The following is a 17,813-nucleotide window of genomic DNA, read 5'->3' on the forward strand; positions in this document are numbered from 1 at the left end:
CCGACAGCTCACCACACCCCAGTGATCGTATGGGCGTTGGCAGGGAGTCTCAAGCGCACCTCAGTTGAGCTGTGCGGCAGAGGTCACGCGACTGCGCTGCTCCTCAAGCAACCGCTTCAACACGGCATGGTCTTGAAGCTCTGGGTCCTGCGCAAGAATGTCGGCGGCTTCTTCCCGTGCTTCCTCCAGGACGGATCCGTCGTCAGCAAGGCTCGCCAGAGCCAGATCCGGCAGGCCCGATTGACGGGTGCCCAGAACCTGACCTGGACCGCGAAGACGAAGGTCCATCTCGGCAATCTCGAAGCCGTCGGTGGATCGCACCAGAACCTCCAACCGCTGCCTTGCCAAGGGATTGCGACTGTCATTGATCAACAGACAGTGAGACGCTGCAGCGCCGCGTCCAACGCGGCCGCGTAGCTGGTGGAGCTGCGCAAGCCCGAAGCGATCGGCATGGTCGATCACCATCACACTGGCCTCCGGCACATCCACACCAACTTCCACAACCGTGGTGGAAACCAGCACCTGCGAGTCTCCTGCAGCAAAGCTGCGGATCACGGATTGCTTATCCGCACTGGCCAGCCGGCCATGCAACAGACCCACGTGAAGATCGGGGAACACCTCCTCTGCCAGCTGGCGATGCACCTCCACCGCGGATCGCAGATCCATCTTTTCTGAGTCTTCGACCAGAGGCAGCACGACATATGCACGCTGGCCTTTGTTCACCTCATCGCGGATCAGCTGGTAGGCCTCATCGCGGCTGGAGCCCGAAAGCATCGCCGTCTTGATCGGCGTTCGGCCCGGTGGCAGCTCATCGATCTGGCTGACATCCAAATCGCCATGGAGGGATAAGGCCAGAGTTCTTGGGATCGGTGTGGCGGTCATGGTGAGCAGATGAGGCTGCAAGCCCTTGCCCAGCAATCGGTTGCGCTGACGCACACCGAAGCGATGTTGCTCATCAACCACCACAAGACCCAACCGCTCAAAACCGACGGGGTCTTCCAGCAGCGCGTGGGTCCCCACGAGGATCTTGCAAGCGCCCGATGCAACATCCGCAAGGATGCGGCGCCGTTGTTTCTGTGGGGTCGATCCGGTCAGCAGCTCCACCGTCACGTGCAACGGCGGCATCCAGGTGCACAGACTGCGGTAGTGCTGTTCCGCCAGCACCTCCGTCGGTGCCATCATTGCCCCTTGCCATCCAGCCTGGATGGCCTTCAGCAGCGCTGCCACAGCCACGACAGTCTTGCCGCTGCCGACATCTCCCTGCACCAGCCGAGCCATCGGCTCGGGCCGGTCCAGATCCCGTTCAATCTCCGCGAGAACCCGTTGCTGCGCACCCGTGAGCTCAAATGGCAGTAGCTCCAGAAAACGCCCCATCAGGCCATCTCGGTCGGATGCACAGCGCAGGGACGGCGCAGGACGCTGTCGCAACGCTGCCCGTCGCTGCATCAAGCCGAGCTGCAACAGGAGAAATTCATCAAACACCAGGCGATGCCTGGCTTGCTGAAGCTGCTCCGATGATTCTGGCTGATGAATTGCCACCAGAGCCTTGTCGCGACTGAGCAGCTGCCGCGCCTGCCGACGCTCGCGCGGCAGCGGTTCCGGCCAGAGACGCACTGCCGGGAGCACACGCGCCACCAGCGCCCGGAAGCGATCTGCCGTCAGGCCCTCCGTGAGTGGGTACACAGGCAGCAGACGACCGATCCGGCTCGAACGCAACGGGGCCTGGGCGCTCTCCATCACCTCAACGAGGGGGTCCTGAAAACTGAGCCCATAAGGTCCGTCCTTCACCAGACCACTCACAGCAACCGTGGCGCCGTTGGGGTACTGCCTGGTTTGACCATGCAAATAAGAGGCATTGCTGAATCGCTTGCCGGCCAGGAAACGCGTCACCTTGATCCGTCCAGTCGGATCCTGAAGGTGCAACTCGATGATCGAGAGATTGGGATTGCGCGGACTGGTGAAACCATGACAGCGACGGACGGTGGCCACGATCGTGGCCGTCTCACCGGGAACCAACGCTTCGATGCGACGCAACGCGGAATAGTCCACGTAATCGCGCGGGTAGTGAAGCAGCAGATCGCGCACCAGCAGCAAACCAAGACTGGCCAGTCGCTCAGCCAACTTGGGGCCGATCCCACGCACCTGCCCCAGTGGAGCATCCAGGGATGGTGTGGATCCGCTGAATCCTGGAGCGGTCGACGACGGCTGCGCCACCTTCAACCGTGGCGGCGCCATTGGTGCAGAAGGTTCGAGTCGCTGACGTAAGGCATGCAACCACTGACGAGCCACCGTGACCTGACGGCGTCGGTCTGCATCGTTGTGGGACGGGTAGTCAGCGAACCCCTCGGCCAACACTCGCAGCCGCTCGGGCACATCACCAGGCAAGGGGATGTCTGGAGGGGATGCCAGCTCCCTGGTCATGAAACTGTGGAAATGCTCCTTGCGGCCCTGTAAATCAGCGAAACCGCGATCAGCCTCGAGAGAGAGCGCTTGCTGAAGCGGTCGAATCCACACCAAAAATCGTTCCAGGGCCTGGCGGTCCAGCCCCGGTGTCACCTGGAAGGAGGCGTCTCCGGCTGGTTGGGCCACCAATGGGTTTGGACCTCTCGAACACGCGCACGATGCTGCCAGTGTCGCTCTTTCAGAAGCCAACTGCCGAGTTCCCGGCGTTGAAGGCGAAGACGACTGCGAATTCGCCGCAGGCTGTGATCATCGAATTCGAGATCAGCAGGTCTTACCAACACACAAATGGTCTGCAACGACTGCTCTTCCGTCATCAACGTCAGAGGCAAGGTCAGTTTCAACAGGTTGGATGGTGCCGATTGGGAGGGAAGCTGCCCACTGATCACAGCGTCAAGCAGCTGAATGGGGAGAAGACTGCGGGTAATGCCGGCACGCATCAGCTCCACATTGATGGCATGGGACAAATTGCGAAGTCGGCGACTCAAGGCGACGTCCAAGCAATCCAACCAATGCAACAGACCACTCGCGGTCGCAGGCATCAGCTGATCGTTGGTTTGCAGCGGCTCAACGGCGTTGATCTCCGTCTGTTCAAGATCAGGGCGTCGATCCAATTCGGCAGTGGAGGGTTCCAATGAATCCCCAGCCATCACAAAGAGCGACCGCAACACCTCCAGTTCGGATTGCTCCGAGCCAGGATCCAACGACGACGATGCGGCGAGGTCGTGCGACTCCGAGCGAGAGGTCGCCTCGGAGGGCATCAACGCAGGATCCACAGGCAGCAATCCCTCAATCAGATCAGGCCGCTCGAGCGGAAGGTCCAGACTCAATTCGACACCCACCGACTCTGCGGATGGTGTGGACGATGAGTCATCCAGTTCTGGTGCATCTGCGCGCTCATGAGCGCGTTCCGTCAATGCCTGAAGCTGCTGCATGCGCAGCCGGCGCTCTTCCCTCTTCAGCCGAGCTGACAACACCAGAAGTTGCTCAACCGTGATCAACGTGGAAGAACGTTTCAGGAGCGCATCAATGCGCTCCTGAAACTGCAGCTGATGCTCACCCAGATCGTTTTGTTGATCGGACGGGAGCGCACAGAGAAGAGTCTGAATTGCCGTTTTTACGGCAGTCGGAAGCCTGTCCCGCAGCCGCTGAAGATAAAGAGCTTGTTCCCGATACAGGGTTGGTGCCAGAGATCGACAACGCGCACCCAGACGTGCCAGCTGCACATCGGGGTCATGGCCCTGAAGACGCTCCGACACCGCGGTCAAGATCAGGACTTGGCCATGGAAGCGACCTCAGCCGCGAAATCGGTCTCCTCGACCTCGATGCCTTCGCCAAGGGTGTAGCGGGTGAAACGACGCACTTTGACGTTCTCACCGATCTTGCCGGCGGTTTGCTTCACAAGCTCGGCAACGGTGAGTGAGCTGTCCTTGATGAAGGGCTGCTCCATCAAAGCCAGTTCCTTAAGGCGCTTGTTAATTCGACCCTCAACAATCCTCTCCTTCATCTGCTCGGGCTTGCCCTCGAGGTCGTCACGACCCATCTCAATGGACTTCTCCCGTTCACGAATTTCAGAAGGGATCTCGTCGGTGGTGACGTACTCAACACCGGGGCAGGCGGCCACTTGCATTGCGACGTCGCGCAGCAGCCCCTGGAACATGTCGCCCCGTGCCACGAAGTCGGTTTCGCAGTTCACTTCGACCAGCACACCAACACGGGCGCCGGTGTGGATGTAACTGCCGATCGCACCTTCAGCAGCGGTGCGACCAGATTTTTTCTCTGCACTGGCAATGCCCTTCTGACGCAGCCATTCGATGGCTTTTTCGGCATCACCTTCGGTGGCTGCAAGAGCTTTCTTGCAGTCCATCATTCCAGCGCCGGTCTTGTCGCGGAGTTCCTTGACGAGCTTGGCGGATACGGCAACAGCCATCGGATGAACGGGTGAAGAATGGGGGGAATCAGAACAGCCGCCTTCCCGCAGCGGCAGGAGGGCGGCATGAATCGAGAGGTGGTTTGACTCAGCCTTGGCCGTCGTCACCACGCTGGTCATTGGAGCCGTGACGACCCTCGTTGATGGCATCGGCAAGACGACTCAGCACCAGCTGCACAGAGCGAACAGCATCGTCGTTGCAGGGGATGGGCACCTCGCAGAGGTCAGGATCGCAGTTGGTATCCAGCATGGAGACCAAGGGGATGTCGAGCTTGCGAGCCTCGAGCACTGCGTTGGTTTCACGCCGTTGGTCCACAAGAACCACCACATCGGGAAGACGGCGCATGTTCTTCAGACCACCAAGGTATTTCTGAAGACGATCGAGCTCTCGACGAAGCACCGCACCTTCCTTCTTCGGGCGCATGGCGATGGCGCCACTGGATTCCATGCGCTCCAGATCCTTCAGACGATCAATCCGAGCCTTCATGGTGGTCCAGTTGGTGAGCATTCCGCCCAGCCAGCGCTGATTCACATAGGAAGCGCCACAACGGGCTGCTTCGTGGGCCACCACCTCCGAGGCCTGCTTCTTGGTGCCGACGAAGAGGAAACGCTTGCCGCTGCGGGCTGCAGAGCGCGTCCACTTGTAGGCGTTGTTCATGCAGACGGCGGTCTGCACAAGGTCAATGATGTGCACCCCGTTGCGCGCGCAGTAGATGTAGCGCGACATTTTGGGGTTCCAACGACGGGTCTGGTGTCCGAAGTGGGCACCAGCCTCCATCATCTCGGCGAGAGTGACGACAGCCATGGTTGTTGTTGGGTTTCGGGTTCGCCTCCACCTGTCAGGGATGGTGTGATGAACAGGAGTTCAGATCACATCCAGCACCCGAAACAGACAGGTGTGCGGTTTGAAAGGACTCTGTGAACTTAACAAAGCGCCGTTCAGCGCAGGCCCTGAACACGAGCCTCTCGGTAGAGAGCTTCTACGCCGATCCGATTGAGAGGCAATCGCAGCAGTTCGAGGGCCAGAGAGGGCTGACCGCGACGGACCAGCCAGGCGAGCAACGGTCGAAGACTGCGTTCGTTGAGAAGTCCACCCAGGGTGAGCAACCCCCAGAGCAAACGGTGCATCCAAGTGAACTGAATGATCATGCGCACGCGACGGCTGGGATGCTTCCGATAGAAAACCAATCCCATCCGGGCCCGTTCCTGTTCAACCCTGATCAGATCAGGAATCTGCGCAAGCCGGAAGGCGGGGTGCCAGTGGTATCCAACCGCTTCGGGGCAGCGAATCAGCTCAACCCCCATCTGACGCAGCCGCTCCCCAAGCTCAAGGTCCTCCCAGCCGTAGAGCCTGAATCCCTGATCAAACAGACCGGATTGTTCCAACACCGCTCGGTCGATCGCGACGTTGCCTGTCGCGAAATACGCCCACGACAGGTCTCTCAATTTGTGCCGCTCACCTGTGGGATGGTCGAAATCTGCTGTGTTGATGACAGCTCCGTAGGTGAAGCACAAACGCGACCCGGAGCGGCTCCATTGCTGCGTTAGCGCCCTGGCATGACAGCCAAGAAACGTGGACGTGACCACGAGATCACTGTCGATGAAAACAATGACGTCACCTCTGGCATTGGCAACACCTCGGTTGCGGCCCTCAGCAGGCCCTCCATGACTCTGCTCAAACAGTCGCACCCTGGGAAACTGATCGGCGTTGGATCGCAGCCAATCCGGTGTGCCGTCGGTGGATCCGTCGTCAACCACCACCACTTCGTAGTCATCGAGTTCGCCGCAAGCGTCCTGTTGCTCAAGAGCTCCTAGGCACTTCTCGAGAATGGCGCGTCGGTTGTAAGTGGGAATGACGACGCTGATGAACATCCGCGCTGGACAAAACCGAAGGAGCTCAGCCTAAAGGCATGAAAAAAGGGGCCCGCAGGCCCCTGGGTCGGTGGATTTCACCGAAATCAGTCAGCTGCACCACCATTGTTGGCAGTGCCGGTCACGCCATTACCGGCACCTTCGCCGCGGCCGTCATTGCGCATCTTGCGCTTCTTGAACTTGCGCGCATAAGCGCGGTTGCGCTCCTGCTTTTCCTTCTTGAGGTTTCTGCGCTTGGCCATGCGGAACTGATGGGTTCTGTTGAACTCTCTCCAACCTACTCAATGGCCTGGATGAGTTGACCATCTTCCATTTTTACGAGCCTGTCTGCCACATCAAGAATTCGAGGATCGTGGGTGACCATCAGCACAGAACAGGATTGATCTCGGGCGAGACGTTTCAACAATTCCACCACTTCACGGCCGGTGGTGCTGTCGAGTGCCGCGGTGGGTTCATCCGCGAGAAGCAAGCGAGGACGTGCCGCCAACGCACGGGCAATGGCCACACGCTGCTTTTGTCCGCCGGAAAGATCCTGGGGCAGTTTGTTGAGATGGTCGTCCAGACCCACAGCTCTCAGCCATTCCCTGGCCTGATCACGGCGTCCTCGATAACTGAAACCTTCCAGCAGATCTGCACCCATCTGAACGTTCTGCTCTGCCGTTAGACAGCGCAGCAGATTGTGGCCTTGAAAAATCATCCCAATGCTGCGGCGCAACTGCTGTCGCTGACGGCGACCGGCACCATTCAGCTGCTGACCAAACACGCGCACGTCACCCTGCTGCACCTGCCGCAGGGCACCAATCAAGGTCAGAAGTGTGGTTTTGCCGCAGCCGGACGGACCGGTCAAGAGCACCACCTCACCTGGGGCAATCTGAAGATCAACCGACTGGAGCACCTGACGTCGAGTTGAACCATGGCCATACCAATGGCACAGATCAGTGATGTCCACCGTGCTGGCCACCTGGGCCCCTGGTGGTCTGGCTGCGTTGGAGAGAACCGTCATCGCATCAGAAAATTTCCGCCGGATCCGCATCGACAAGACGACGCATGGCCAGTCCTGCGGATGCCATACACATCACCAGGATCATGGAAAACACCGTCGTCGCTCTGGTGAGATCCATGCCCACAGGCAATTGCGTGGCACTTCGCACCAACCAATACAGCCCCTGCCCCGCTGCATAGGCCGGCAAGTAGCCGAACAGAGCCAGCAGGAGGCCTTCTCGAACGACCACACCCAGCAGTGTGGTGAGCTTGTATCCCATGGCCATCAAGGTGGCGTATTCAGGCAGGTGATCACTGACATCGGAATAGAGAACCTGATAAACGATCACGCAGCCGACGACGAAGCCCATGGCCGCACCCAGAGTGAAAATGAAGCCGATCGACGTGCTGGAGCGCCAATAGTTCTGCTCGAAATCAATAAAGCCGTCTTTGGTGAGAACGGTGACATCATCAGGAAGCAAAGCATTCAGTTGCAGCACCACTGCTTCAGGATCTGCACCAGGTTTCAGGCGAACAAGGCCCACTTCAATGCTGCCCGGAGGGGTGTTCGGCAGTAGCTCTCGGAAGGTTTCACGGCTCGTTAACAGGTTGCCGTCAGCGCCGAAGGACGTTCCAAGCCCAATCAAACCGGCAACACGAACACGCTTTCCGGAAATCTCACTTTCAACGACGCGCCCGTCCTGAAACCACTCCGCCACGGGTCCAAATTCAGGACGCGATTGTTCATCAAAGAGAACACGACCTTTCTGGGTGAGGAGCTGCGCCTTGGGAGCCAGCGTTGGATCCACAAACAGTGGATCGCCCGGTTCAAATCCCAAAGCCAGAATCGATCGGGTTCCCCGCGTTTCAGGGTTGCGCCACAACAGCAAATTCCAATTCACCGGCGTGATGCCTTCCACCTCGGGCAAGGCCATGGCCTGAACCAGCCGGCGACGCGGAAATCCAGCCATGCTCACCGAACTGGTGGAGCGCGGGCTGATCAGCACAATGTCGGCATCGAAAAGACGATGCACCGTGACACTGGCATCAAACAGTCCATCGCGGAAACCCAGCTGCATGAACATCAGAATTCCGGCGAAGCTGATGCCCGCAAGCGCAACGGCCAGACGAACCGGCTGACGCACCAACATCAAAGAGGCCAGCGGAATTCTCCGTCCATTCCAGAACCGACGGATCATCAGGGCTGAAAGCGTGCAATCACCTTGAGGCCTGCCAATCGGGCCACGCGTTCAGCAGATGCTGCATCCAGACGAACCAACACTTCAACGACACGTGCATCCGCATCACCGGTGGGATCGGTGGAGAGCACCTGGCGCTGACGCACCTGAGGGCTGATTCGTGTCACTTGTCCATCAAGTTCACCCTTGAACCCACCGTTTTCGCTGACGAGCGTGACTCGTTCATCCATCGCGATGCGATTGATGTCGGACTCATAGACCTCAATGAGAGCTTCCATGGACTGGCTCGCTCCCACTTCCATGACACCGTCGGTGCTTGGGCGCTCGCCCTCGCGGGCGTGGAGTTTCAGAACAATTCCATCAATCGGGGAACGAAGTTCGCTGTCATCCCAATCCGTTTCCAAAGATCGGCGTTCAGCGAGGAGCTCCGCCCGCTTGCGTTCCAGCAGAGTCAGTTCGTCTTGCTTTTCCTCCAGCAGAACGGCTGTGGCCGCTCCAACACGAGCAGCCTGGGCGTAGCGAGCCACCTCACGGCGACGCAAGGGAATTTCGGTATCCACACTGCGGATGCGTTCGTCCAGGGCGGCCAGGTCCGCTTCAATCTGGGGGCGGTTGTCAAACACGGCCAACACCTGGCCCCGCGTGATGACATCGCCTTCCTTCACACGCAGAGATGCCACCCGGGGCGTCCCCGCCATCCCACTGGCTGGAGCTGCCAGGCGACGCACATCGCCTGCCGGCTGCAACTGGCCGAGTGCTGCCACAGCTTCAACTTGGCGAGGCTGCTCAACTGTGGTGACGGAAACAGGCGTGTCGACTGCCTCAGGCTTGCGCAACATCGTTGCGGCACCAGCAATCACCAAAACAGCAAGAACGCTGGCGCCGATCCAAATTCCTCGGCTCTGTTTCACAGTGGAGCCGGTTCGTCGAAGAGCATCTCTTCGATGTAGCGATCGGCCCAGGTCGTCCCGAAGGCCTTCTCCAGAACGCGCCGTGTTTTGTCGTTGCGTTTCTGTTGCAGGCAATAGGACACCTGTCCGTGGTATCGCGACACAGTAGAAGAGGCATCTGTGGGATCGGGACACGACGTCCGCACCGCATCGCCGAGCACTGTCAGATAGGCACTCACCAAATCCACAAACCAGTCCTGTTCCTGGTCGCTCGTGGGTCGGATGAAACGCACGAAGGGAGAAAAGATCGTGCCCCATGTCGGCAGCTCACGCACCTGTTCAAACGCGGGAATCGGGGTGGATTCCAGCGCTCGGCCAATCCGCTCCGGCAGTTGATCCCCGACCGGAGAGAGGTCGACGATCGCAGCTGAGATGCCCGCCGGGCTGGCGACGATGTCGGCACCAAACACCGGCAGATCAAAGTGCGGATCCGGGAAGAAGACGCAATGAAGGATCTGCAAACCCAGTCCAAGGCGCGCTGTTTCCAGGTGCAGCTTGCGCAGACCTCGGCAGCGGTGCACTTCATTGCGGATGAACAAATCCTCACCATCGAGGGTGCCAATGATCTCTTCCAAATCACCCGACACCGCGAGCGGACTGAGCTCAGGAAGATCCTGGCGCCAAGCACGAATGCGGGAGGCCAGAGCGACCACCAGCGGATGCATCTCCCGACCGCTCGTGGACGCAGGCATCAATTCGATCCGTGATTGCACAGAATGGGACTTTGCCACGGGACCCTGACTGCGATCCCATCCGGTCCACTGCTTGAGCACCGCACGCTCCGCAACGGCAGCAGCCTTGTTACGGCTTCCATGCCGGATGCTGCACTCACCTGCCTTGATTTCTGGTGCCGAGGGGGCAGCGCCTGGGAGCATGAGGGGGAGGAGGGAATCGCCCACTTCCTCGAACACATGGTGTTCAAAGGCAGCCGCGCGTTAGGCCCCGGTGAATTCGACCGGAGAATCGAGGCCTTGGGTGGAAGCAGCAACGCAGCCACAGGCTTTGACGATGTGCACTTCCACGTGCTCGTGCCCGGCCAGGAAGCCGGCGAGGCCCTCAAGTTGCTTCTTGACCTGGTGCTGGATCCGGCCCTTGACCAGGACTGCTTCGAGATGGAACGAGATGTGGTGCTCGAAGAAATTGCCCAGTACAGCGATCAACCGGACGATCAGGTGCTGCAAACATCCCTCGAGCTCTGCCTTGCGCCCCATGCCTACGGACGCCCGATCCTTGGCTGGGAATCCAGCCTTCGGGTCATGAATCCGAATGGGATGAAGACCTACCACCAACGTCGTTACCGCGGTGGCAACTGCTGCCTGTCACTGGCGGGAAACCTGCAGGAGGATCTCATCAAGCAAGTGCTGGACAGCCCCTTGATGGAGCTGGAGCGCAGCGAGGTAATCCCCTCAACGGCTGGCAGCATCACACTCCCTTTCCAATCTGGCCGCGAGAATCGTCGCTTCCAACGCCTAGAGGCGGCACGCTTGCTGATGATCTGGCCCGTGGCAGCAGCAGCTGATCATCTAGCCATCGCGGGAGCTGATCTGGCCACGACGGTTCTCGCCGAAGGTCGGCGCAGCCGACTGATTGAGCGTCTGCGAGAAGACTTGCAGATCGTCGAAACCATCGATATGGATGTGACGACCTTGGAGCAAGGAAGCCTGGTGATGCTTGAGGCCTGTTGCCCCGAGGAGCAAGTGGAAGCGGTCGAACAAGAGGTGCACCGCCAGTTGCAGAGAACGCTGAGCGAACCGATTACCGACGAGGAGTTTGACAGGGCTCTGCAACTGGTGGGCAATGGCCATCGCTTCAGCCTCGAAGCGCCGAGCGCTGTGGCCGCCAGCGTCGGCGCACAAACGTTGTGGGGGCGCCAACGAGATCTCCTGGCGCCCCTCGAGGACTTAATGCAGTGGGATGCTGCAGCGCTCAGCGCAGGCGTGATGCCGCTCCTTCAGCCCCAGAACGCCTTCACCCTGATCGCCCGACCGGAGGAAACCGCTTGACACCCCACAGTGATCTCGTCCTCGATCCGGTGGTCACCCCGGGGGTTCTCTCAGCCAAGTTGTGGATCCGCCGTGGCAGTGGTTGCGATCAACAGGGTCAGCGCGGCGGGCATCAATTGCTGGGATCCGTGCTCAGCCGCGGCTGTGGCCCCCTTGATCACTTGGAGCTGGCTGATCTTGTGGAAGGTTGCGGTGCCGGATTGCGCTGTGACACCCATGAAGACGGCATCCTGATCAGCCTCAAGTGCCGCGATCTCGATGCCGATCGCCTGCTGCCCGCCGTGGGCTGGATGGTGCGTCAACCGCACCTGAATGAGAACCAGATCGCCCTGGAACGTGAGCTCAGCCTGCAGGCTCTGCAGCGTCAACGCGAAGACCCCTTCCATCGCGCCTTTGATGGATGGCGACAGATCGCCTATGGCCAGGGACCATACGGCCATGACCCCCTCGGAATCGCCCAGGACCTGGAGCAGCTGTCACGACCGCAGCTCCAGCACCTGGCTCAGGATCTTGAAAGCGAAGGGTCCGTGCTGGCCTTGTCGGGAGCCATTCCTGCAGACGCCAGCGAGCGACTGCAGGAGTGGTTCAACCCAACCATCTCTCAGTCCCCAGTTGACCAGGCAAAAGCAGGAGAAGCTCCGGCAGTTGTCGCTTCAGCGGATGACGCTTCAGCGAATACAAGGGATCGACCGTCCATCAGCCTCCAGTCCCTGGCGACGGAACAGGTGGTGCTGATGCTGGGACAGGCATCTCTGCCCCACGGCCATCCCGATGACCTGGCGCTGAGGCTTTTGCAGACGCATCTTGGATCTGGGATGTCCAGCCTGCTATTCCGCAGGCTGCGGGAAGAGCATGGTGTGGCCTACGACGTCGGCGTGCATCACCCAGCAAGAGCAGGCGCTGCTCCGTTTGTGATGCATGCCTCCACCGGCGTGGACCGCGCTGCACTCACACTGAAGTTGCTGATGGCCAGCTGGACCGAGTTGCTCGAGGACTGCGTCGCTGCGGCTGATCTTCAACTGGCTGCAGCCAAATTCCGTGGTCACTTGGCCCATGGGTCCCAGACCACAGGTCAGCGAGCCGAACGACGAGCTCAGCTCCGTGGTCTGGGCCTCCCTGATCAGCATGATCAGGATTGCCTGCAGACGCTTGAGACGCTACGAGCGAGCGATCTGCTCGCTGCCGCTCAGCGACATCTGCAGCGGCCTCAGTTGAGCCTCTGTGGACCACCAGACACCCTGGCCGCCCTGGAACGTCAGTGGATGCAGGATCCCTTGACGAGAACGCCAGGCTGATCAATCACCCGATGGCACATCAGCCGGAGTGAGCTGATTCAACGAAATCAGGAAGGTGCCCCTTGCAAAGCGCACCGCCACCGTTTCAGCAGGATGGAGCGCCATCACCAAACCAACCTCATCGGTGGTGACCAGATCAGGCGGGCGCAGCATCGGCATGGGGTCTGCTGTCTTGAGAAAGGTTGGGGTGCGGATCAGTCGCACCTGGTCACCGATGGAAACGGTCATCACAGCTGGGCAATGCCTCTCTCTTACAGCAGGATGGTGCGAGCTGACGTTTGCCCGTGCGGGCACTGGCCACCTGGAGCGGCGCACTTGCCGGATTGCTGCTGATTTTGGTCGGGAGCCTGATTCCATCTGCCCTGGTTCTCCCTCAACCTGATCTCCCCCCCAGCCTGCTGAGCCTTCCCAGCACCTGGCAAGTGCCCGCATTGCTGATCTGTGCCCTGGTTGCCGGCCCCAGAGCCGGCGTCATCGCCTCGGTGGCGTATCTCACCATCGGCCTGGTGGATCTTCCGGTTTTCCACGGGGGAGGCGGTATCGCCTATGTGCTCACGCCGGGGTTTGGATACCTCGCGGGCTTCATTCCAGCCTCCTGGCTGACCGGGCGTTTGGGGCAGCAGAGCGGCATGAATGACATCCCTCGCCTCACCCTGGCCGCCATCGCAGGCCTGCTCACCATCCAGGCATGCGGTCTCCTAAATCTTCTGCTGGGTGCCCTGCTCAACCGGTGGAATGAACCCCTTGTCGACTTGATCTTCAGCTTCAGCCTTGGACCACTGGCCGCCCAGCTGGCTCTCTGTTGTGCAGCGGGCTTAATTGCCCGCGTGACCCGTCGCGTGTTGTTCATCGAATGAGTCGTCAGGACGGACAACCAAGACGTTCAGGGCTGCTCCTGCGCCGCGGGACTGTGCTCGTGCTGAGTGCCCTGATGGTCATCCTCGACCAGCTCAGCAAACACTGGATCAAGATCATGCTCCGGCCTGGTGAATCGACACCATTCATCCCAGGTCTGCTTCAGCTGCATTTGGTGCGAAACACCGGTGCAGCATTCAGCTTGTTCACCGGTGCCACCCCGATGCTGGGAATGCTCAGTTTGGTGGTGGCCATTGGCGTTGCCATCTGGATCTGGCGAGAACCACGACACGATCTGTGGATGGGCTTGGCCCTGGGTTTCTTGCTGGGGGGAACGATCGGCAACGGAATCGATCGCCTGCGACTGGGTCACGTCATCGATTTTTTGGAGCTGGTGCCGATCCAGTTCCCGGTTTTCAACTGGGCCGACGTGGCCATCAACCTCGCGGTGCTCTGTTTCATCATCGATGCACTGACCCAAAGGAAGGGGCCCCGCGATGCCTGACCAGCGGCGGCCAGCCCAGCTCACGGTTCATCAGAACGATCAGGGAGACCACACCATTTCCCTCTTGGGCGAGGGCTACCGAATCGGGCGTGACCCCGCTCTGGAGATTTGGATTGACCACAGTGCCGTCAGCCGCCAGCACGCCTTGCTGGAACGACGCGGCCGCCATTGGCTGATCCGCGATCTTGACTCCACGAATGGCTTGTGGTGGCGAGGGCGACGCATCCAGGAACTCGAACTTCAGGACGGTGATTGCGTCAGCCTGGCGCCAGGCCTAGAGGGCGATTCACCATCGCTCCGCTTCCGATTCGAAAGCCAGCGGTTGAAGCTTCGGTTGAAGCGCGGCCTTGGCTTCGGCCTACTCGCCGGGCTCGCCGGAGCGGGTCTGGTGCTGGCGTTGGCGGCCTTGCACGTTCCCGTGCGCGGACGGCTGGCCAGCGTGCGTGGGCCGTTGGCCATCTACGACGGCAACAATCAACCCCTGAATTCGGTGGATTCCAGCCGTCACCGCGAACTGGGTCAACTCGACGCCTTTTCGCCGGTTCTGGTAGACGCACTGCTGAGCAGTGAAGACAACCGGTTCTGGTGGCATCCAGGCGTTGATCCCATCGGAACGCTGCGGGCCTTTTCTGCCAACCTCACAGGAGGGCGCGTGCTGGAAGGAGGCAGCAGCCTCACCCAGCAACTGGCTCGCAGCCTCTATCCCGAGCTGGTGGGCGAAGGCGACACGTTCGGCCGCAAATGGCGTGAGCTGCTTGTTGCCCTGCAGCTGGAGAGCCGCTTCAGCAAGGGAGAGCTGTTGCTGAGCTACCTCAACCGGGTGTATCTCGGTGTGGGATGGGGCTTTGAGGATGCAGCCCGCACGTATTTCGACCGTTCCGCTGGAGATCTGAACCTCGAAGAAGCAGCCCTGCTGGTCGGTCTGCTGCCCTCTCCCAATGGTCATGATCCGTGCGTCAACCCGCAACGTGCCCTCGAAGCCCGCAACCGGGTGATCAACAAAATGGCCGACGCGGGTCGATTGTCACTGGATCAGGCGAGAACCGCCCGTCGGCAGCCGATTCAACTTGCCTCAAGTGCCTGCAACGGCACGGCTGCTGGTCGTGCTGCTCCTTTTTACACCGATCAGGTGCGCCGAGATCTGACGCAACTGGTGGGTCCTGAGGTAGCCGCCGAAGGCAATTTTCTGATTGAAACCCATCTCGACCCCGTGCTGCAGGCAGTGCTGGAGCGGCAGTTGCGCAACCTGCTCAGCAGGTCCAAGGACCTTGGCATCAGCGAAGGAGCCGCCGTCGTGATCGATAGCCGCAGCGGCGGCGTCCTGGCCATCGCCGGAGGCCGTGACTACGAATTCAGTCAGTTCAACCGGGCGTCCATGGCGCTCCGCCAGCCAGGCAGCACCTTCAAGTTGATGACCTATCTGGCGGCGCTAGAAGCTGGAATCCAACCGACTGACACCATTGACTGCAGCCCACTTACCTGGCGCGGCCAGCGTTTTGATAGCAACTGCGAAGGTCGCCTCAGCCTCACCCGCGCCTTTGCCACCAGCAACAATCCAGCCGCGCTTCGCTTGGCCCAACGCGTAGGGCTTGATCAGGTGGTGCGCCAGGCGAAGGCCCTTGGCATCACCAGTCCGCTGGATCCGGTGCCAGGACTTGCCCTTGGTCAGAGCGAGGTGCGACTGCTGGAACTCACCGGCGCCTATGCCGCCGTGGTCAACGAAGGGGAATGGCGATCACCCACCACGATTCGTCGTTTGATGGATGCAGAAACCTGCCGCGAGGAAAGTCCGCGCGGTTGCGGAACTCTTGACAGTGGGACGACTCAAGGGCGAAGAGCCATCAGCCGGGACAGTGCTCAGCAAATGCAGAGCCTTCTCAGGGCTGTCGTGCAAAACGGCACAGGACGTCCGGCATCCCTGGGTGGCCAGGAAGGAGGAAAAACAGGAACCACCAATGACGGCCGGGATCTTCTCTTCGTGGGTTTCGAGCCCCAACGCCATTGGGTTCTGGGCATCTGGCTTGGAAATGATGACAACAGCCCCTCCGCAGGATCCAGTGCGCTTGCAGCTTCGCTCTGGGCTGACATCATCCGCGCGGCAGGGCGTGGAGGTCTGACAGGCACATGAAAGGATCAACCCGCTGGATCCTGATCGGTGCCGCGGCGCTGATCGCACTGATGGTCGTAGGACTGGTGCTTCAGGGAATCCGCAATCTGCTCTGGGATCTCAGCTACTGGCTCCCAGCCTGGCTCGTGGGTCCGGTCTTACTGATTGCTGCGATTTTGCTTGTTGCCGCAGTGATGCAGATCGGCTTGCCATGGTTTCGGCAATGGCGCCGACGCTCCACTCAAGGCGTGCAGACAACCGACGCCACCATGCCGGCTCCGACCAGCCGACGAGAAGCAGCAGAACGCAGTCTCGGGAGCGTCGACCGACTCCTGGAGCGGCTGCAAGACGACGTGGCCCGGCAATCACTGCAGAAGGAACGGGAACGCGTCGCGCGGGAACTCGAACGCGGTGATCTGGTGGTGGTGCTCTTTGGCACTGGATCAAGTGGCAAGACATCCCTGATCCGAGCCCTCTTGCGCGAGATCGTCGGCGATGTCGGTGCTGCGATGGGTTCCACCAGTGAAAGCCAGCGTTATCGCTTGCGATTGCGCGGTCTGGAACGGGGCGTGCAACTGGTCGACACGCCAGGAATCCTGGAATCCGGCATGGATGGACGCAGTCGGGAACAGGAGGCCCGACAGCACGCCAGTCGCGCGGATCTGATGATCGTGGTGGTGGATGGCGACCTACGACGCAGCGAACTGGACGTGGTGCACAGCCTCTCCGGACTCGGCAAGCGTTTGCTCTTGGTGTTGAACAAATGCGATCTCCGCGGCGAAGAGGAAGAGCGGCGCCTGCTGCTGCTGCTCAAACAGCGATGCGCTGGCTGGTTGCAAGCCGAAGATGTGATTCCCACCAGTGCCTGCCCGCAATCCCTGCCGCGACCGGGGCAGCGGCCGCTGCAACCACCTCCCGAGATCGGCCTGTTGGTGCGACGTCTGGCGGCAGTGCTCCATGCCGATGGCGACGAGCTTCTGGCCGACAACATCCTTTTGCAGTGCAAGGACCTTGGTGCTGCAGGCCGGGATCTTCTGGATCGTCAGCGGTCGCAGGAAGCTCGCCGCATTGTCGATCGGTACACCTGGATCAGTGCTGGGGTGGTGGCGGCAACACCGTTACCGGGAGTGGATCTGCTCGGCACGGCAGCAGTGAATGCCCAAATGGTGATGGAGCTTGGAGCTGTCTACGGCATCCAACTGACGCGCAACCGGGCCCAGGAATTGGCAGTCTCCGTCGGTCGGACGCTGGCCGGTCTTGGCGTGGTGAAGGGTGGCGTCGCCTTGATCGGAACCGCTCTGAGCGTGAATCTCCCCACTCTGTTGCTGGGACGAGCTGTGCAGGGTGTTGCGGCAGGGTGGCTCACCCGAATCGCTGGGTCGAGCTTCATTACCTATTTCCAGCAGGATCAAGACTGGGGAGATGGGGGAATCCAGGATGTGGTGCAGCACCACTACGAACTCAACCGCCGCGATCGCTCCCTGAAGGCATTTCTGGACGCAGCACTACGTCGGGTCGTCGAACCACTCCAGCAGGAGGCGAAGAAACGGCTTCCGCCCCAGCCAGGGCTTCGGGCGGAGGAGGACGCATCGGGCCGCGGCTATCGAGAACTGTGATGAGCACGAGGTAGATCACGCCGATTAACACCGAAAGTGC

General features: G+C 60.4%; 17 protein-coding genes. 6 read left to right on the forward strand and 11 right to left on the reverse strand.

Annotation, left to right across the window (positions count from 1 at the left end):
* Positions 1–60: 60 nt before the first annotated feature.
* From recG to SynA1825c_RS08430, 10 genes are all read right to left on the reverse strand, one after another.
* A complete protein-coding gene (recG, locus tag SynA1825c_RS08385; RefSeq protein WP_186468892.1) occupies positions 61–2,592 on the reverse strand; it encodes an ATP-dependent DNA helicase RecG in 2,532 nt (843 codons plus the stop codon).
* Positions 2,553–3,719, reverse strand: a complete 1,167-nt coding sequence (locus SynA1825c_RS08390) for a hypothetical protein (protein ID WP_255478492.1) — start codon at positions 3,717–3,719, stop codon at positions 2,553–2,555. The genes recG and SynA1825c_RS08390 overlap by 40 nt, the downstream gene beginning before the upstream one ends.
* Positions 3,720–3,730: 11 nt before the next feature.
* On the reverse strand, positions 3,731–4,390 hold the full coding sequence (gene tsf / locus SynA1825c_RS08395) for a translation elongation factor Ts (protein WP_186471116.1): 660 nt from the start codon (positions 4,388–4,390) through the stop codon (positions 3,731–3,733).
* An 88-nt stretch (positions 4,391–4,478) separates the two neighbouring features.
* The gene (gene rpsB, locus SynA1825c_RS08400) at positions 4,479–5,195 is read right to left on the reverse strand and encodes a 30S ribosomal protein S2 (protein ID WP_186468893.1); all 717 of its coding nucleotides are present in this window, start codon (positions 5,193–5,195) and stop codon (positions 4,479–4,481) included.
* Positions 5,196–5,329: 134 nt separating this feature from the next.
* Positions 5,330–6,262, reverse strand: coding sequence for a glycosyltransferase family 2 protein (locus SynA1825c_RS08405; RefSeq protein WP_186468894.1), 933 nt, complete (start codon positions 6,260–6,262; stop codon positions 5,330–5,332).
* An 86-nt stretch (positions 6,263–6,348) separates the two neighbouring features.
* Complete coding sequence (locus SynA1825c_RS08410) at positions 6,349–6,504, reverse strand: hypothetical protein (RefSeq protein ID WP_006850288.1); 156 nt, start codon at positions 6,502–6,504, stop codon at positions 6,349–6,351.
* A 35-nt stretch (positions 6,505–6,539) separates the two neighbouring features.
* On the reverse strand, positions 6,540–7,265 hold the full coding sequence (locus SynA1825c_RS08415) for a DevA family ABC transporter ATP-binding protein (protein WP_186468895.1): 726 nt from the start codon (positions 7,263–7,265) through the stop codon (positions 6,540–6,542).
* A 4-nt stretch (positions 7,266–7,269) separates the two neighbouring features.
* A complete protein-coding gene (gene devC / locus SynA1825c_RS08420; protein WP_186468896.1) occupies positions 7,270–8,442 on the reverse strand; it encodes an ABC transporter permease DevC in 1,173 nt (390 codons plus the stop codon).
* On the reverse strand, positions 8,442–9,281 hold the full coding sequence (locus tag SynA1825c_RS08425; RefSeq protein WP_186471117.1) for an HlyD family efflux transporter periplasmic adaptor subunit: 840 nt from the start codon (positions 9,279–9,281) through the stop codon (positions 8,442–8,444). The genes devC and SynA1825c_RS08425 overlap by 1 nt, the downstream gene beginning before the upstream one ends.
* Before the next feature lie 68 nt (positions 9,282–9,349).
* Complete coding sequence (locus SynA1825c_RS08430) at positions 9,350–10,084, reverse strand: phycocyanobilin:ferredoxin oxidoreductase (protein ID WP_186468897.1); 735 nt, start codon at positions 10,082–10,084, stop codon at positions 9,350–9,352.
* 24 nt (positions 10,085–10,108) lie between these two features.
* Between SynA1825c_RS08430 and SynA1825c_RS08435 the strand changes: the two genes are divergently transcribed.
* Complete coding sequence (locus SynA1825c_RS08435) at positions 10,109–11,395, forward strand: pitrilysin family protein (RefSeq protein ID WP_186468898.1); 1,287 nt, start codon at positions 10,109–10,111, stop codon at positions 11,393–11,395.
* Positions 11,392–12,690 (forward strand): pitrilysin family protein, encoded by a 1,299-nt coding sequence (locus tag SynA1825c_RS08440; RefSeq protein WP_186468899.1) that lies wholly within the window; start codon positions 11,392–11,394, stop codon positions 12,688–12,690. The genes SynA1825c_RS08435 and SynA1825c_RS08440 overlap by 4 nt, the downstream gene beginning before the upstream one ends.
* On the opposite strand, the gene SynA1825c_RS08445 is transcribed toward SynA1825c_RS08440, so the two are convergent.
* Entirely contained in the window at positions 12,691–12,918 is a 228-nt protein-coding gene (locus tag SynA1825c_RS08445; protein WP_186468900.1) for a DUF3148 domain-containing protein, read from the reverse strand.
* A 56-nt stretch (positions 12,919–12,974) separates the two neighbouring features.
* On the opposite strand from SynA1825c_RS08445, the gene SynA1825c_RS08450 reads away from it, so the two are divergent.
* The 4 genes from SynA1825c_RS08450 to SynA1825c_RS08465 are packed head-to-tail and all read left to right on the forward strand — an operon-like array spanning position 12,975 to position 17,773.
* Positions 12,975–13,547 carry a biotin transporter BioY gene (locus tag SynA1825c_RS08450; protein ID WP_186468901.1) on the forward strand — a complete coding sequence of 191 codons (573 nt, stop codon included), beginning with the start codon at positions 12,975–12,977 and terminating at the stop codon, positions 13,545–13,547.
* Entirely contained in the window at positions 13,544–14,050 is a 507-nt protein-coding gene (lspA, locus tag SynA1825c_RS08455) for a signal peptidase II (protein WP_186468902.1), read from the forward strand. The genes SynA1825c_RS08450 and lspA overlap by 4 nt, the downstream gene beginning before the upstream one ends.
* On the forward strand, positions 14,043–16,178 hold the full coding sequence (locus SynA1825c_RS08460; protein ID WP_186468903.1) for a transglycosylase domain-containing protein: 2,136 nt from the start codon (positions 14,043–14,045) through the stop codon (positions 16,176–16,178). Before lspA ends, SynA1825c_RS08460 begins: the two co-directional genes overlap by 8 nt.
* The gene (locus SynA1825c_RS08465) at positions 16,175–17,773 is read left to right on the forward strand and encodes a YcjF family protein (RefSeq protein ID WP_186468904.1); all 1,599 of its coding nucleotides are present in this window, start codon (positions 16,175–16,177) and stop codon (positions 17,771–17,773) included. The genes SynA1825c_RS08460 and SynA1825c_RS08465 overlap by 4 nt, the downstream gene beginning before the upstream one ends.
* Positions 17,774–17,813 lie beyond the last annotated feature (40 nt).

It is taken from the genome of Synechococcus sp. A18-25c (genome assembly GCF_014280035.1).
Classification (GTDB): Bacteria; Cyanobacteriota; Cyanobacteriia; order PCC-6307; family Cyanobiaceae; genus Synechococcus_C.

What these genes read in the sequence shown, in the direction of transcription:
- lspA (WP_186468902.1), top strand. Translation starts at nt 13,544, where the DNA reads ATGAGTCGTCAGGACGGACAACCAAGACGTTCAGGGCTGCTCCTGCGC.
- SynA1825c_RS08405 (WP_186468894.1), bottom strand. Translation starts at nt 6,262, where the DNA reads ATGTTCATCAGCGTCGTCATTCCCACTTACAACCGACGCGCCATTCTC.
- rpsB (WP_186468893.1), bottom strand. Translation starts at nt 5,195, where the DNA reads ATGGCTGTCGTCACTCTCGCCGAGATGATGGAGGCTGGTGCCCACTTC.
- SynA1825c_RS08445 (WP_186468900.1), bottom strand. Translation starts at nt 12,918, where the DNA reads ATGACCGTTTCCATCGGTGACCAGGTGCGACTGATCCGCACCCCAACC.
- tsf (WP_186471116.1), bottom strand. Translation starts at nt 4,390, where the DNA reads ATGGCTGTTGCCGTATCCGCCAAGCTCGTCAAGGAACTCCGCGACAAG.
- SynA1825c_RS08415 (WP_186468895.1), bottom strand. Translation starts at nt 7,265, where the DNA reads ATGACGGTTCTCTCCAACGCAGCCAGACCACCAGGGGCCCAGGTGGCC.
- SynA1825c_RS08425 (WP_186471117.1), bottom strand. Translation starts at nt 9,281, where the DNA reads ATGTTGCGCAAGCCTGAGGCAGTCGACACGCCTGTTTCCGTCACCACA.
- SynA1825c_RS08435 (WP_186468898.1), top strand. Translation starts at nt 10,109, where the DNA reads ATGGGACTTTGCCACGGGACCCTGACTGCGATCCCATCCGGTCCACTG.
- SynA1825c_RS08410 (WP_006850288.1), bottom strand. Translation starts at nt 6,504, where the DNA reads ATGGCCAAGCGCAGAAACCTCAAGAAGGAAAAGCAGGAGCGCAACCGC.
- SynA1825c_RS08460 (WP_186468903.1), top strand. Translation starts at nt 14,043, where the DNA reads ATGCCTGACCAGCGGCGGCCAGCCCAGCTCACGGTTCATCAGAACGAT.
- devC (WP_186468896.1), bottom strand. Translation starts at nt 8,442, where the DNA reads ATGATCCGTCGGTTCTGGAATGGACGGAGAATTCCGCTGGCCTCTTTG.
- SynA1825c_RS08430 (WP_186468897.1), bottom strand. Translation starts at nt 10,084, where the DNA reads ATGCCTGCGTCCACGAGCGGTCGGGAGATGCATCCGCTGGTGGTCGCT.
- SynA1825c_RS08465 (WP_186468904.1), top strand. Translation starts at nt 16,175, where the DNA reads ATGAAAGGATCAACCCGCTGGATCCTGATCGGTGCCGCGGCGCTGATC.